Genomic DNA, 13,888 nt, shown 5'->3' with positions numbered 1-13,888 from the left:
AGCACGCACAGAACGAAAAATCAACGCAAGGGGTTCAGCGCATTGATACCAATGCATGCTCGACGATCAGCCAAGAGCAAAAACGCCAAAAAGATCGTTGTCGTCGGTCCAGACACGTTTGACCGTCCAACCCGCCTTCGCCGCGAGCGCGCGGAATTCAGCAGCCGCATACTTATACGAATTTTCCGTGTGGATTGTCTCGCCCTCACGGAAGTGAAACGGCCGTCCGCAAACCTTCACGTCCTGCGCACGCCGGCTCACCAGATGCATTTCGATGCGGCCGGCCTCCGAATTATAGATGGCCTCGTGTTGGAACGACGCGAGATCGAACGTACCGCCAAGCTCCCGATTGATACGCGTCAGCAAGTTGAGGTTGAATGCGGCGGTCACGCCGGCGGCGTCATCGTATGCGCGGACGAGCGTCACCGGGCTTTTCTTGAGGTCGACGCCGATGATCAGCTGGCCTTCTTTCCCCAACACGCGCTTAAATCGCGAAAGCAGTCGACCGGCATCCTCGGGCGCTAGATTGCCGATCGTAGAACCCGGAAAAAATCCGACGGCACGCTGACCTGCAAGATCACCCGGCAACGCGGCCAAATCCGAAAAATCAGCGACCAGAGGCCTGATCTCGAGTTCCGGATATCGCACGGCAAGCCGCACGATTGCGTCCGCCAAAGCAGCCTCTGAAACATCGATAGGGACGTACACGACCCGTCCGCAAACGCGATCCAACAGCAGCTCGGTCTTCAAACTCGAACCGGAGCCGAATTCGACGAAAAGATCGCCGTCGGCAATGTCGGCGACAAGATCCTCCGCGCACGACCTCAAAATCTCGGTTTCCGTGCGCGTCGGGTAATATTCCGGAAGCCGCGTTATGGCTTCGAATAGCGCACTTCCGCGCGCATCATAGAAATACCGGCACGGCAGCTCCTTCTGCGTGCGCGACAATCCTTTGACGACGTCGCGGCAAAAGCGGTCGTCGACTTCCGCGGTATTGTTTTTGAAACCCTCGAGCGTCGCAGCGAAATCCATCAGTTTGCCTCCGCTGCTAGGCGAAGGCCAAGGAACTGCCAACGCTGGTGAGGATAGAAAAAGTTTCGATAGCTGAGCCTCGAATGTCCCGGTGGCGTGGCGCAGGAGGATCCGCGAAGCACGTGCTGGCCTACCATGAACTTGCCGTTGTACTCGCCGATCGCGCCGGCCGGCGCGCGATAACCCGGATAAGCAAGATACGCGCTCGCCGTCCATTGCCAGACGTCGCCGAAAAGCTGCTTCGGCGCTTGGCCGGGATTATCACTTTCCGCTGCATGTGGACGGAACACTTCTCGCTCGCATGGCGATGGCGTTGGATTGGCGCGCGCGACGGCCTCCCATTCGAACTCTGTCGGCAAACGCTTTCCGGCCCAACGGGCAAATGCATCGGCCTCATAGTATGAGACATGCGCGACGGGCTCCGAGCGATTGACCGGCTGCAAACCTTGCAACGACATTTGCGCCCAGCCGTCGCCGGTTTTCTCCCAGTAGAGGGGACTGTTCCAGCCTTCTCGGTTGACGTTTGTCCAACCATCCGAGAGCCACAACGCAGCCGTCGCATAGCCACCGTCTTCCATGAACTCCAGCCATTCGCCGTTGGTCACGAGCCGGTCCGCAATCTTGAACGGATGCACGAGCGCATGATGCGCCGGCAGCTCATTGTCCCAGCAAAAGCCGTTGTCGGAATGGCCGGCGCTGACGATGCCGCCGTCAAATTCGATCCAGCCGAGCGGAGCAATATTTTCTTCCCCTCGACGGCGAGACCGAGCGGCCTGATATGCCGGCCGCAATGGATTGGCGGCAAACAGCGCAAGAATATCGGTCAGAAGAAGTTCCTGGTGCTGCTGCTCGTGATTGATGCCGATCTCGATAAGCCTTGCGATCTTTTCGGTCGCCCGGTCCTGTTCGAACAGACGTTGAAGCGCCTCGTCCACATGCTCCCGATAATCGAAAACGCGCTCGATTGATGGCCGAGTCAGAAGCCCGCGCCGTCCACGCGGATGACGCGGACCCAGCGCTTCATAATAGGAGTTGAAGCAGTAATTGAAATCGTCATCGAAGATGCGATAGCCCCGAAGATGAGGCGCGAGAACGAAGTTCTCAAAAAACCAGGTGACATGCGCCAGATGCCATTTCGTCGGGCTGGCTTCATCGGAAGCTTGGACGACCATATCTTCCGCCGAAAGCGGTTCCGCGAGCCTCAGCGAATGCGCCCGCGTCGAGAACAGCCGCACGGCCAGCGTTGTTAAATCCGAACCTTCGGGAATTTCGCGATTTCGCTCCGGTGAGCTTACGGCCATCTCGGCCCCGGAGTGCGCGGGGGACGACTGATCCAACGTTTGCGGCATCTCATCTCCCGTCGAAGCACCAAGGACCGCCGGACATTAGCCGTTAAGAACGCAGTCAGGTCCTGTTTGGTTCCATATTCGCTGGCGATTAAATCGAGACCATCATCCCGTTCGATTGCCGAGCAATGGGTCGCAACCTAACCTTCTGCGTTTACGAAAGCGGGGCGGCCGACGTTACAGCGCTTGACGTTACAGCGCTTATTGCGAATGGCCTTGATGTTGGTTTACGAGCCGCCAATCGTCGAACAGCTCGAAAGCCCGTACCGCAGCCGCCTACACGGTCGCAGCCCGCCGGACGGCTAGAACCTTTGCGACATTGCCCCGATGCACATCCTCGTAGGGCGAAAACATCGTCGCGGAACCGTCTTCAAGAGCGGCGGAAATAAACTCGGAAAGCGAAAGCGATGCCAATTCTTCGTTCTCGCGCATGCGCAAAAGGCGCTCGACATAATTCTGCGTCGCTTCGATCAGTCCGCGGTCGTAGCCGCGCCCGCTGATCCGTTCCTTTGATCCGTGATTGGGAAGAATACGCGAGAACGTCCATTCCCGCATGCGTGCGAGATCGCGAAGATGAAGCTCTAGCCTTTCCGGCTCGACGACATAAGTGACGGTATCTTCCAGCGTGTCTCCCGCGAGCAGCGTCCCATCGATCGGAAGATACATCGCGACACCGTCGCGACTATGGATGTCGAGCGGCTTGAGTTCGATCGCGACATTTCCGCAAATGAGCTCATGCTCGCCTTCGAAAGTCGTGGTCGGCATCACCAGCGGCGAGATCGTTGGAGGCCCGTCGCACGTGCCGGACTCGATCGCAGACTTATTCTCCGAAAGGAGCCGCGCCGTTTCCGCACACGCTATGATCTCACAATCGGCGAAGACCGAATTTCCGGCGACGTGGTCGAGATGCCAATGGCTGAGCACGACGCGGATATCGCGGATTCCCCGCGCTTCCAGCTCACGTCGAATGTCACGCGCATGCGCACTCGAAAGGTGTGTGTCGTAGACGATGGCCGAAACACCATCGATCACCGCGTAACTGCAGATACCAAGTGCAAAGCCTCCGTCATCGAGCCAGTTCGGCTCGTTGGAATAGCATCTGACGCCAGGAATCCGGCCGTCGTAAAAGCCCAGCAAATGCCTGCCGAGGTCCAAGACCGAAAGCGTCGTCTCCTGCCCCATAATTGCAGCTCATGTTAAACGGTCGAGAGGCACCCTCGCCTTTCGCCAAACGTTCTCAATAGAAAAGTGTAGCACCCGCACCCCCGGTGGACCGTTGCCATTGCGGCGACATAATCACCCTGGCCATGCTTGCCGCCGAAGCCGCGGCGTTGAGGCGTGCAACGAAGGAAGTGGGCGTGCTACCATCGCAGTCCGAAACCAGGGGCCGCTGGCAGAACGCCGCCCAAGGAACGGGGCGGAGCGAGGTCCACGGTCAACCGTCGGGCTCGACATCCGCAATTGGAGGATGAAATGCCGAATTTCGGAATTCCGCGCCGGGCTGCGGCAAACGACTTGAGAGCGGAACTCGTCGCCCTCCCCGCTGAATTGGAGACGCGGCCTGTTTCGGGTCTGGATCCTCGCCTCCGCCGGTTGGATCATGGGCTGGACGATCTACCTTCTCCTCGAAGGCGCCCAAGGCAACCTGACCACGCGTGGAGATTTCGTCGAAGTGCCAATCTTGCTTTTTGCGCCCCCCATCGCCCTTTGGCTGTTCGGGCATGCGGCGGCCTGGGCGATCAAAGGCTTCGAAGTCGAAAGATAATCGCGCTCCGGCGCCGCCACCGGCTCGCTTACGCCCTTGCCCTCTCAGACGAACCGCTCGTCTTCCAAAAGCGATGCGCGCGCACTTCCTCTTCCCGGGCATTCCCGAGCGCGATGTGCTCATTGAGGGTCTTGGAATCCTTCACCACGTCCTGCCACGACAGATTGGCAGCCTTCAGCATCTCGGATGCCTTCACAGCAGCCGACGCGCGTTCGCCTTCGCTTGGCGAAGCCAGCATGGCGCAAAGCTTGAGAAACCGCGGGAGATCGAAGTTCGCCGGACGCTGTTCGGCAGTATCACTCGGTTGGCTACGACGACGCCACTTGGCCATAATACCCTCTGAACTCCGTACCCCACGCCCCTTTTACGCTGAGTTTCGTGATCGTGAAAGCCACTCATTCGGCGTCTGACCGTGACAGAAGGCCTATAATTCCAACGGATTTACGGCGACCGGCTTGCGATAGGTCCGATCCGGCCAGAACGCCATTCAATTGCAGCTAGATAGTTCCGCGGAGCTGCTACGCGTCACGCCGGCGGAGACACTCCCTCGGCAGCCTTCGTCGGCGTACCCTTACGCGACCGCCGCCACTCCTCGAACCGCTGGATGACGACGAACATCGCCGGCACGAAAAGCACCGCCAGCAACGTCGATGCCAGCATGCCGCTGAAGACGGTGATGCCGATCGATTTACGCGCCGATGCGCCGGCGCCCGTGGCAAAGACCAGCGGTGCCACGCCCAGGATGAACGCAAAAGACGTCATCAGGATCGGGCGGAAACGGGCGCGAGATGCCTCAAGCGCCGCTTCGCCAATCGACTTGCCCTCGGCACGCAGCTCTCGCGCGACCTCCACGATCAGAATGGCATTCTTCGCCGAAAGTGCGATCAGCAGCACAAGGCCGATCTGGACATAAAGGTTGTTATCGATGCCGAGGCCCAGCATCACCGACACGGGGCCGACGAGCGACAGCGGCACCGCGAACAGAACCGACAGCGGCGTGTACCAACTCTCATATTGTCCGGCGAGCACGAGATAGACGAGCAGCATGGCAAGCGCGAACACGTAATAGATCTGCCCGCCGACAATCTTCTCCTGATACGAAAGCGCCGTCCACGAATAGCCTACGCCGGGCGGCAGCGTCTTCGCCGCGATCTGCTCCATGAGCGCAATCGTATCGCCCGACGAAAAACCCTTCGCCGGCACGCCGACGATGCTTGCCGACGGATAGAGATTATAGAGGCTGATGAGCGACGGACCGACCTCCGGCGTAATGTCCATGACCGTACCGAGCGGGATCATGTCGCCGTTCTGATTGCGTACCTTGAGCCGGAGGATGTCGTCTCGCTCCATGCGGAAACGCGCGTCGGCCTGGACGTAAATCTGGAACACGCGGCCGAACTTGTTGAACTGGTCGACATAGCTCGATCCGAGATACGTCGCGAGCGTCGAGAACACTTGGTCCGTCGTCAGCAGCAGCGTTTGGATCTTGGCCCGGTCGATCGTCACCTTATATTGCGGCGATGTCGCGCGGAACGTGGTCGACGCCCGCTGAATGCCCGATTGCGTGTTGGCGGCGCGCACCATCGCGTCGGTTGCGCTTTCGAGCTTCAGCAGATCGAAGCTGCTGTCCCGCAACTCGATCTGCATCGTAAAGCCGCCCGCGTTGCCGATACCCTGGATGGGAGGCGGCGGCAGCACCATGACGAAGCCGTCTTGAATCGCTGCCATATCGGCGTTGAGCGTTTTATAGAGCGACGCCAGATCCTCGCCTTTGCCGCGCTGGCTCCAATCCTTCAGCATGATATAGGCCACGCCCGCGTTTGCGAGAGAGGCACTGTTATCGAGCGGCGAGATGCCGGCAATCGTAATGACGCGCTCGACCCCTGGCACTTTTCTGGCGATCTGCTCGACTTCCTCGAGCGATTTTTGCGTGCGCCCGAGCGAGGCGCCGTCGGGAAGCAGCACTGACGCGATCAGATAGCCCTGGTCTTCGATCGGCAGAAATCCGGTCGCAACCCGCGTCATGCCGTAGATGGCGCCCGCAATGATGGTCATCGCGATCATGAACATCAGGATGCTGTGATGCACCATTCCATCGATCAGGCGGGTGTAGCCGTTCTCGAGCTTTTGATAGACGGCATTGAATCCGCGATAGAACCAATTCCGCTGTTCCGGCGGAACCGGTCGGCGAAGCCATAGCGCACATTGCGTCGGCTTCAGCGTTGCCGCGTTGATGGCGCTGATGAATGCAGTCGCTGCGATGACTAGTGCAAACTGCGCGTACATTTGTCCTGTCAGCCCCGGCAGGAAGGATGCAGGCAGAAACACCGCCATCAGCACGAGCGTGATACCGATGATGGGCCCCATGAGCGCGTTCATGGCGGCAATCGCGGCATCGTGGCCGGACATGCCCTTCTCGATATTATGCGCAGCACCTTCGACGACGACGATCGCATCGTCGACGACGATGCCGATCGCGAGCACGATGGCGAACAGCGTCGACAGATTGATCGAAAATCCCATCGCCGCCATGGCCGCGAAGGCGCCGATGATCGTCACCGGCACGGTCGTGGCCGGAACGAGCGTCGCCCGCCAATCCTGCAGGAAGACGAGAATGACGATCAACACCAGGATGGCCGCTTCGATCAGCGTCCTGTAGACCTCGTCGATCGCCTGCTGGACGAACAGAGTCGTATCGAACGGGATCGCGTAGACCATCCCCGGCGGAAAGTCCTTCACCAGGACCTTCATCTTGTCGGACACTTCCTTCGCGACCGCGAGCGCGTTCGCACCCGGCGTCAGAAAAATCGCAAGGCCCGCTGCCTGTTTGCCGTCGAGATTGAAGTACTGCGAATACGTCTGCGCCCCAAGCTCGACGTGTCCGACATCCTTCAATCGTGTCAGGTCGCCATTGCTTCCGGTCTTGACGACCACATTGGCAAACTGCTCCGGATCATTGAAGCGGCTTATGACATCAAGCGTGTATTGGAAGGCGGGGGAACCGGCGACAGGCGGCGCGCCGACCTGTCCGGCCGTCACCTGCTCGCTCTGTTGCTGAAGCGCTTGAACCACGTCTTGCGCATCGAGACTGAGCGCCTGCATCTTGTCTGGATCGAGCCAGATCCGCATCGCATATTGGCCGGCGCCGAACACGTTGACGTTGCCGACACCCGGCAAGCGCGAAATCTCGTCTTTCAGCCGGATCGTCGCGTAGTTGCTGAGATAGAGGCTGTCGAAGCTGCCGTCCGGCGAGGTCAGCGTGACGATCTGCAGAATCGAGGTCGATTTTTTCTGAACGACGACGCCCTGCACCTGCACCGACTGCGGCAGAGATGCCATGGCGGCCGACACCCGGTTCTGAACCAGGATCTGCGCCGCGTTGAGATCGGTTCCGATCTCGAACGTCACCGTCAGCGAATAGGTGCCGTCCGATGCCGAGTACGATTGCATGTAGATCATGCGCTCGACGCCGTTGACCTGCTGCTCGATCGGCAGCGCCACGGTATCGATGACCGTCCGCGCGCTGGCGCCCGGATAACGCGTGGTGACCGAAACGGTCGGCGGCACCACGTTCGGATATTGTGCGACCGGCAGCTCGAATACGCAGACCGCGCCGATCACGACCATCAGAATAGCGATGACGTTGGCTAGAACCGGCCGCTCGATAAAGAATTTTGAGATCATGGCGCGGCGTCCGAAGCCGGCGCTTCGATCGTCTGTGCGACAGGCTCGATCTTCTGACCGGCCACCACCGACATCAGGCTGGAGATGACGACGCGATCGTCAGGGCTGAGGCCCTTCTCGACGACGCGCAAATCTCCGACTTGCTGGCCAAGCACGACTTTGCGCTGCTCCAGCACGTCGTCCTTATTGACGACGAGCACATATCGGCCGCTCTGATCGCTGCCGATGATGCGGTCCGGCACAAGAAGCGCGTTCGGCTCCTCGCCGCGCGGAACACGGACCCGGACGAAATAACCCGGCAGCAAGCCCCGTTCGGTATTCGGAAGGATTCCCCGGACCTGTAACGTGCCAGTCGCTTGTGTGAGACTGGGCGCCACGTAATCGAGCGTTCCTTTGTGCGGATATCCCGTCTCCGTTTGCAGCCCGACTTCGACCGGGATTTTCTTCAGCTCTTCAGCGGTCATCCCCCGTGCGCGCATGTTCGCCCGAATGCTCTGCACGTCCGCTTCGCTGACATAGAAATTCACGTAGATCGGCTCGAGCTGCACGATCGTTGCAAGCGTCGTCGGGCTTCCCGCCCCGACGAGCTGCCCGAGCGAAACCTGACGTGCCGTCACGATCCCGTCGAACGGCGCCTTGACGTCCGTATAGCTCAAATTCAGTTTGGCCTGATCGATGTTGACCTGCGACTGCTTCTGCGCAGCGACCGCGGCGTCATAAGTCGCCGTGGCGGCATCTAAAGTCGCCTGGCTCGAAATATTCTTGGCCGCGAGGTCGACCTGACGGTCGTAATCGGCTTTCGACTTTTTAGTCTGCGCCTCAGAGCTTGCCATTCCCGCTTGCGCCTGTTCGAGCGCAAGCTGGTACGGCTCGGGCTCGATCACAAAGAGGGTCTGGCCCGCTTTTACGGTGTCACCGTCGTTATATTTTATGCCTTGCAGGAAACCCTGCACGCGCGCGACCAGCGTCGTGGTGTTGACGGCGGCGGTGCTGCCCGTCGCCAATAAATAGCGCTTCACATTCTGCTTCAACGGCGTCGCGACCTCGACCTTCGGCGGGGGAGGCGGAACGAACGCATTTCGCTCACCACAGGATGACAGTCCGATTGCGGCCACAACGGCCAAGACTGGATACGCTCTGAGAGATGATCTCCGCCCGGAGGGGAGGCTTTGCGAGGAGGCCGCGCGCTGGCGCATGGACGGCCGAAGTCCGTGATTGTCACCCATCCAGACGGTCTTCCCGATGATGCAGATGCTAAGGCAATAACAGCGTGGTGAGCATACTAAGAGACCTCTCCGATACCGTATAAGCTCGCTGCACTCAATCGGCGTGAAGCTTTCCGGACGGCGACAGCGCGTTCCCGCCCGCGCCCGACATCTTTTTCGACCTTGGGATGTATCGCAAATCCAAATGCAGCCGGATCTCATGCCGACTTGAGATTGGAAGCCCAATGCGTCGGCATCGGCCGCGCCACAAAAACGCTCAGCCGATGTAACTCACAGCCCACTTCCCGCGAATTGCTTAAAGACGCTCTTTCCAAATGTTGCCCATCCAAGGCGATGCGGATCGAGGCGCCGTCTAAGCGGAGCAGATAAGAAATTGAGAACAGAACAGCTTATCCGCTGCCTCGTCGCTGACCTGCCGACACCCTCAGGCTCTGTGTCGAAGGCCATTGCGACGAGCATTTCGTTGTCCGCAGCCGTCTCGCTGATCACCATGCTGCTCTGGCTTGGGCCGCGTCCCGAGATCGCGGCAGCGATGGGAACTGTCCCATTCTGGATGAAGGCGGCCTACACGTTTACGATCGGAACCGCCGGCCTGTTCGCGCTCGAACGACTGAGCCGTCCCGACGCTACGGCCGACACGGCTTTCGCGATCATCGTCTTGTCGGTTGCAGCGACCGCAGCCTCGGCCGTCGGCCAGTTCATGACGTCGCCTTCCGTGGATCGTAGCCAGCTGTGGCTGGGAGCTTCGGCGGGGATCTGCCCTTGGGCGATCGTTCTGTTCTCAAGCCCGCTGCTGGTCGGCGCGTTCCTTGCGCTGCACCAGCTCGCGCCAACGCGCTACGCGGCTGCCGGAATGGCCGCCGGGTTGATGGCAGGCGGCTACGGGGCGCTTATCTACTCGTTGCATTGCACCGAATATGGTCTGCCGTTTCTCGCGACCTGGTACACGCTCGGGATGCTCGCTGTCGGCTGCGCGGGCGCGCTGCTCTCCGGCCTGTTGCGCTGGTGAAAGTCGCCCTGAACTGACCGGCAGGCGATTGGAGCGGGTGATGGGAATCGAACCCACGTATTCAGCTTGGAAGGCTGCTGCTCTACCATTGAGCTACACCCGCGTCCCCTCCGAAGAAGGCGCTTTGTAGCGAATTTTTTCGCCAGCGCAAACGCCTTTACAAACCGGTCCGGGACGACGGATTCCGTGATAATGGCGGCCCGGCTCGTCACCCTCCACCCGCCATTTCCCGGCGACGACGATAATTTAAAGCGCATCAATGTTGATTGTGTCGCAGGCTGGGTGCACAAAACACGGAAAATCAGCCGCGCCAAAGCGGCAATAACCTTGGGGGAAGAAACGCATGTCGGTAGCGAGTTCGGCGGATGGCGCCGTGCCCGGTTTGCTTGATCGCGAACGCATCATTGCCAAAGCTGGTTTCAATCGCTGGCTGGTACCTCCGGCCGCGCTCGCCATCCATCTCTGTATCGGCATGAGCTACGGCTTGAGCGTCTTTTGGCTCCCGCTCTCGCAGGCGCTCGGCATCACCAAGCCGACAACCTGCCCCGACATGACGGTTGCTCAGGCTCTCTTCACGACCACATGCGATTGGCGGGTAAGCGACCTGCTCGTCACGTTCACGCTCGGTATCGTCTTTCTCGGACTGTCGGCCGCCGTCTTCGGCGGTTGGCTCGAACGCGCAGGACCGCGCAAAGCTGGCGTCGTCGCGGCGCTGTGCTGGGGCGGCGGGTTTCTTCTGTCCGCAGCCGCGGTCCACATTCATCAGCTCTGGCTTCTCTGGCTCGGTCTTGGCGTGATCGGCGGGATCGGCCTCGGCCTTGGATACATCTCTCCGGTTTCGACCCTCATCAAATGGTTTCCCGACCGTCGCGGCATGGCGACCGGCATGGCCATCATGGGCTTCGGCGGCGGCGCCATGATCGGCTCGCCCATCGCCATCCTGCTGATGAACCACTTCAAGTCGGCGGACTCCGTCGGCGTGAAGGAAGCGATGGCTGTCATGGGAGTGCTCTATCTGATCGCGATGCTCTGCGGCGCCTTCGGATATCGCGTTCCTCCCGACGGCTGGAAACCCGATGGCTGGACGGCACCAAGCGCACAAGGCAAAGCCCTCATCACCCACGGCAATGTCCATCTCAATGACGCGCACAAGACACCGCAGTTCTGGCTGATCTGGACCGTTCTCTGCATGAACGTGTCGGCGGGCATCGGCGTTCTCGCCATGGCGTCGCCGATGCTGCAGGAGATTTTCGCCGGTAAGCTGATCGGCTTGCCCGACGTCCGCTTCAGCGACCTGACGCCGGTCCAGGCGACAGCGATCGCAGGCATCGCAGGCGGCTTCGTCAGCTTGCTTTCGCTCTTCAACAGCGGCGGACGTTTCGCCTGGGCATCACTCTCGGACTTCATCGGTCGCAAAGCGACATACTTCTGCTTCTTCGTGCTCGGCATGGCGCTTTATTCTCTCGCGCCGACACTCGCGCATGCCGGTTCGATCGCCCTTTTCGTTGCAGCTTTCTGCGTAATCCTCACGATGTACGGCGGCGGCTTCGCCACGGTACCAGCCTATCTTGCTGACATCTTCGGTACGCAGTTCGTCGGCGCCATCCATGGACGCCTTCTCACGGCTTGGTCGACGGCAGGCGTTCTCGGGCCGCTTGTCATCGGCTATTTGCGCGACGCGCAGATTGCCGCCGGTGTACCCCGCGCGCTCGTCTACGACCGCACGATGTATATCCTCGCAGGCTTCCTCCTGGTCGGCTTCATCGCCAACGCCCTCATACGGCCCGTGGCCGACAAATGGCTGATGAGCGATGCCGACGTCGCCAAGCTTCAAGCGTCGAAATCGACCGCCAACGTCAGTACCGGATCGCACGGCATCGGCTTCGGCGGCATCAGCCCCGCGGCGATCGTCGCGTGGCTGCTCGTCGGCATCCCGTTCTTCTGGGGTGTTTGGAATACGCTCGGCAAAGCCGCGGTATTGTTCCGTTAGCCGCCGCAGCAAGATCTCTCCTCTCCCGTAATGGGAGAGGAGGATCACCGAGACGAACAGAAAATCCGGGCGGCGAAACCAAGCTCACATCAGTTGCTGGACGACGCCCGACTTCTCATCGACCAATTGCCGTCCTGTCACCCACACTTCATTGCCCCGCGCAATCGCCGCGCGCACGTTGCCGAGCCACACCGGCGACACCCCTGCCGCTTCGAAATATTTGTCGAAGAAGCGATCGGTTTCCCTGCTGATTGCAGCATCTGGCACGCTTGCATCCGCCTTGTTCGAAAAGAAGTCGCGGAAGTTGACTTCATGAAACATGAATTCAGCATCGGGCGCAGCAATCCGCCGCTCGCCTTGGAGATAGACGGGCACGCACATCGACGCGCAGATCGCTCCCTCTTCCACATTCGTCACCAGTGTCTTCGTTTCGCGTATGCGACGCAGCAGGCGCACGACGTCCGCACCTTGATCCAGCGAACCGCCGGGCGAAGACAGCGAAAGCACGAAGGTTCCCGCATCTGACTTGTAACGATCAAATGCCTCGGCGATGCGGTTGGCCATTGGCGCCTCGACTTTGCCGCGCCAGCGCAGATAGACGGTCTTGTTGTCGGCATCAGCTCTGACATCGAGTGTGCCCACACTCGCGAAATATTCGGCGAGGCGATCGCGCGTTTTGATTGCCAGCACAACGAGAAGCGCCGCCATCACAACCCAGATCAGGCGGTTGAGCGACTTAGAGGGCATCGGCGTCTCCGAGCCCAGCGCCGATGCGCGCGGTCCGCTGGCTCCGCGTCGCGGAGGCGCCAGCGCCAAGCATCAATGCGTCCAGTTCGTCGTCCGGCCAAACTTGAAATTGTCGGCGTACGATTTCTTGATCGCCTTGCGCGGCTTCGGCTCGCTCAGCGTATAGGCAAGACCAGCCCGCGTCGCATAGGCGATGGCCTCTTCCTTGGTATCGAACTCGAGCCGCACCTGAGACTGCATGTCTCGCGAACTCGTCCACCCCATCAGCGGATCGATGTCGCGCCGGCTCGACGGCTCGAACTCGAGGATCCATTCCTTGGTACGCGCTTCACCCGACTGCATGGCAGTTTTCGCGGGCTTGAAGATCCGTGCCGTCATGGTGGCTCCGCAATGACGAGAGAGATCGAATGAACTGGTCGGGGCGACATGATTCGAACACGCGACCCTCTGCTCCCAAAGCAGATGCTCTACCAGGCTGAGCTACGCCCCGACTTGAGTTCTCATCTGCCGCTTTCGTCCATTAAGGTCAAGTCGCCGCGCGAAACCCCGTGGCAACTTGCGCTCAGCGGGCGTCAGGATCCCGAGAAAATTGGATAACGCACCTTGTCGCCGGGCTTGATGCCCAGCCGGGCCGCCGCTCCGCCCGGGATTTCGAGCACGGCCAGAACCGGCACCTCCGAAGAGATGACGCGATCGGAAAGCGGCGCGGCCTGCTCCTCGATCCGCGCAATCGTACCGTCGCTGCGGATGAACAGCATGTCGAGCGGAATATATGTGTTGTGCATCCACATCTGCAGACCGCGCTCGGCGGCGTAAGGAAACAGCATCCCCTGGTTGTCGTCGAGCTCCGTCCGGAACATCAACCCCAGCGCCTTCTCTTTCTCCGTCGACGCCACTTCGATGACGAAGGAATGTTCACTCCCACCAGCGGAAACGATCTTCAATGAGTTCCTGCCGCATCTTGGCGCTGGCAGGCGGAACGAGATCGATCAGTGCGTTGGCGAACGGCCAAGCCGCCACGAACATCGGCGGAAAAATAAAAAGGGCCACGCAGATCGCGGCCCCCTTCGTTGAACTCGACATGACTGT

At 60.2% G+C, this 13,888-nt stretch carries 13 protein-coding genes and 2 tRNA genes; 3 read left to right on the top strand and 12 right to left on the bottom strand.

Annotated features, from left to right (window positions below; all coding sequences use genetic code 11):
• Window positions 1-66: 66 nt before the first annotated feature.
• The 3 genes from egtD to QM780_RS04370 all read right to left on the bottom strand — a co-directional run bounded on the left by egtD (window position 67) and on the right by QM780_RS04370 (window position 3,560).
• Window positions 67-1,032 carry an L-histidine N(alpha)-methyltransferase gene (gene egtD, locus QM780_RS04380; protein WP_415069267.1) on the bottom strand — a complete coding sequence of 322 codons (966 nt, stop codon included), beginning with the start codon at window positions 1,030-1,032 and terminating at the stop codon, window positions 67-69.
• Window positions 1,032-2,333: an ergothioneine biosynthesis protein EgtB gene (egtB, locus tag QM780_RS04375; RefSeq protein WP_415069266.1), complete on the bottom strand. Its 1,302-nt coding sequence runs from the start codon at window positions 2,331-2,333 to the stop codon at window positions 1,032-1,034. Before egtB ends, egtD begins: the two co-directional genes overlap by 1 nt.
• A gap of 321 nt (window positions 2,334-2,654) precedes the next feature.
• Window positions 2,655-3,560: an MBL fold metallo-hydrolase gene (locus tag QM780_RS04370; RefSeq protein ID WP_415069265.1), complete on the bottom strand. Its 906-nt coding sequence runs from the start codon at window positions 3,558-3,560 to the stop codon at window positions 2,655-2,657.
• A 418-nt stretch (window positions 3,561-3,978) separates the two neighbouring features.
• Here QM780_RS04370 and QM780_RS04365 point away from each other — a divergent pair, with 418 nt between their 5' ends.
• A complete protein-coding gene (locus tag QM780_RS04365; RefSeq protein ID WP_415069264.1) occupies window positions 3,979-4,143 on the top strand; it encodes a hypothetical protein in 165 nt (54 codons plus the stop codon).
• A gap of 28 nt (window positions 4,144-4,171) precedes the next feature.
• Here QM780_RS04365 and QM780_RS04360 read toward each other — a convergent pair whose 3' ends face one another.
• From QM780_RS04360 to QM780_RS04350, 3 genes are all read right to left on the bottom strand, one after another.
• On the bottom strand, window positions 4,172-4,474 hold the full coding sequence (locus QM780_RS04360) for a hypothetical protein (protein ID WP_415069263.1): 303 nt from the start codon (window positions 4,472-4,474) through the stop codon (window positions 4,172-4,174).
• A gap of 194 nt (window positions 4,475-4,668) precedes the next feature.
• Window positions 4,669-7,827, bottom strand: a complete 3,159-nt coding sequence (locus tag QM780_RS04355; protein ID WP_415069262.1) for an efflux RND transporter permease subunit — start codon at window positions 7,825-7,827, stop codon at window positions 4,669-4,671.
• Window positions 7,824-8,951: an efflux RND transporter periplasmic adaptor subunit gene (locus tag QM780_RS04350; RefSeq protein WP_415069261.1), complete on the bottom strand. Its 1,128-nt coding sequence runs from the start codon at window positions 8,949-8,951 to the stop codon at window positions 7,824-7,826. The genes QM780_RS04355 and QM780_RS04350 overlap by 4 nt, the downstream gene beginning before the upstream one ends.
• A 475-nt stretch (window positions 8,952-9,426) precedes the next feature.
• Here QM780_RS04350 and QM780_RS04345 point away from each other — a divergent pair, with 475 nt between their 5' ends.
• Window positions 9,427-10,062, top strand: coding sequence for an NrsF family protein (locus QM780_RS04345; RefSeq protein WP_415069260.1), 636 nt, complete (start codon window positions 9,427-9,429; stop codon window positions 10,060-10,062).
• A gap of 29 nt (window positions 10,063-10,091) precedes the next feature.
• Here the strand turns inward: QM780_RS04345 and QM780_RS04340 are convergent.
• Window positions 10,092-10,165 (bottom strand) — tRNA-Gly (locus tag QM780_RS04340).
• 240 nt (window positions 10,166-10,405) lie between these two features.
• On the opposite strand from QM780_RS04340, the gene QM780_RS04335 reads away from it, so the two are divergent.
• Complete coding sequence (locus QM780_RS04335) at window positions 10,406-12,052, top strand: OFA family MFS transporter (protein WP_415069259.1); 1,647 nt, start codon at window positions 10,406-10,408, stop codon at window positions 12,050-12,052.
• Window positions 12,053-12,136: 84 nt separating this feature from the next.
• On the opposite strand, the gene QM780_RS04330 is transcribed toward QM780_RS04335, so the two are convergent.
• The 5 genes from QM780_RS04330 to QM780_RS04310 form a co-directional block, all read right to left on the bottom strand.
• Window positions 12,137-12,799, bottom strand: coding sequence for a peptidase (locus tag QM780_RS04330; protein WP_415069258.1), 663 nt, complete (start codon window positions 12,797-12,799; stop codon window positions 12,137-12,139).
• 72 nt (window positions 12,800-12,871) lie between these two features.
• Complete coding sequence (locus QM780_RS04325; RefSeq protein WP_415069257.1) at window positions 12,872-13,177, bottom strand: ETC complex I subunit; 306 nt, start codon at window positions 13,175-13,177, stop codon at window positions 12,872-12,874.
• A gap of 35 nt (window positions 13,178-13,212) precedes the next feature.
• Window positions 13,213-13,289: transfer RNA gene (locus tag QM780_RS04320), tRNA-Pro, on the bottom strand.
• Window positions 13,290-13,371: 82 nt separating this feature from the next.
• Complete coding sequence (locus tag QM780_RS04315) at window positions 13,372-13,743, bottom strand: DUF192 domain-containing protein (protein ID WP_415069256.1); 372 nt, start codon at window positions 13,741-13,743, stop codon at window positions 13,372-13,374.
• The gene (locus QM780_RS04310) at window positions 13,715-13,882 is read right to left on the bottom strand and encodes a hypothetical protein (RefSeq protein WP_415069255.1); all 168 of its coding nucleotides are present in this window, start codon (window positions 13,880-13,882) and stop codon (window positions 13,715-13,717) included. The genes QM780_RS04315 and QM780_RS04310 overlap by 29 nt, the downstream gene beginning before the upstream one ends.
• Between the last annotated feature and the right edge of the window lie 6 nt (window positions 13,883-13,888).

This window comes from Hyphomicrobium sp., from assembly GCF_047600905.1.
Taxonomy (GTDB): Bacteria; Pseudomonadota; Alphaproteobacteria; order Rhizobiales; family Hyphomicrobiaceae; genus Hyphomicrobium_B.
The sequence above is the reverse complement of the archived record's forward strand: the minus strand, read 5'-3'. Positions and strand labels throughout refer to the sequence as shown.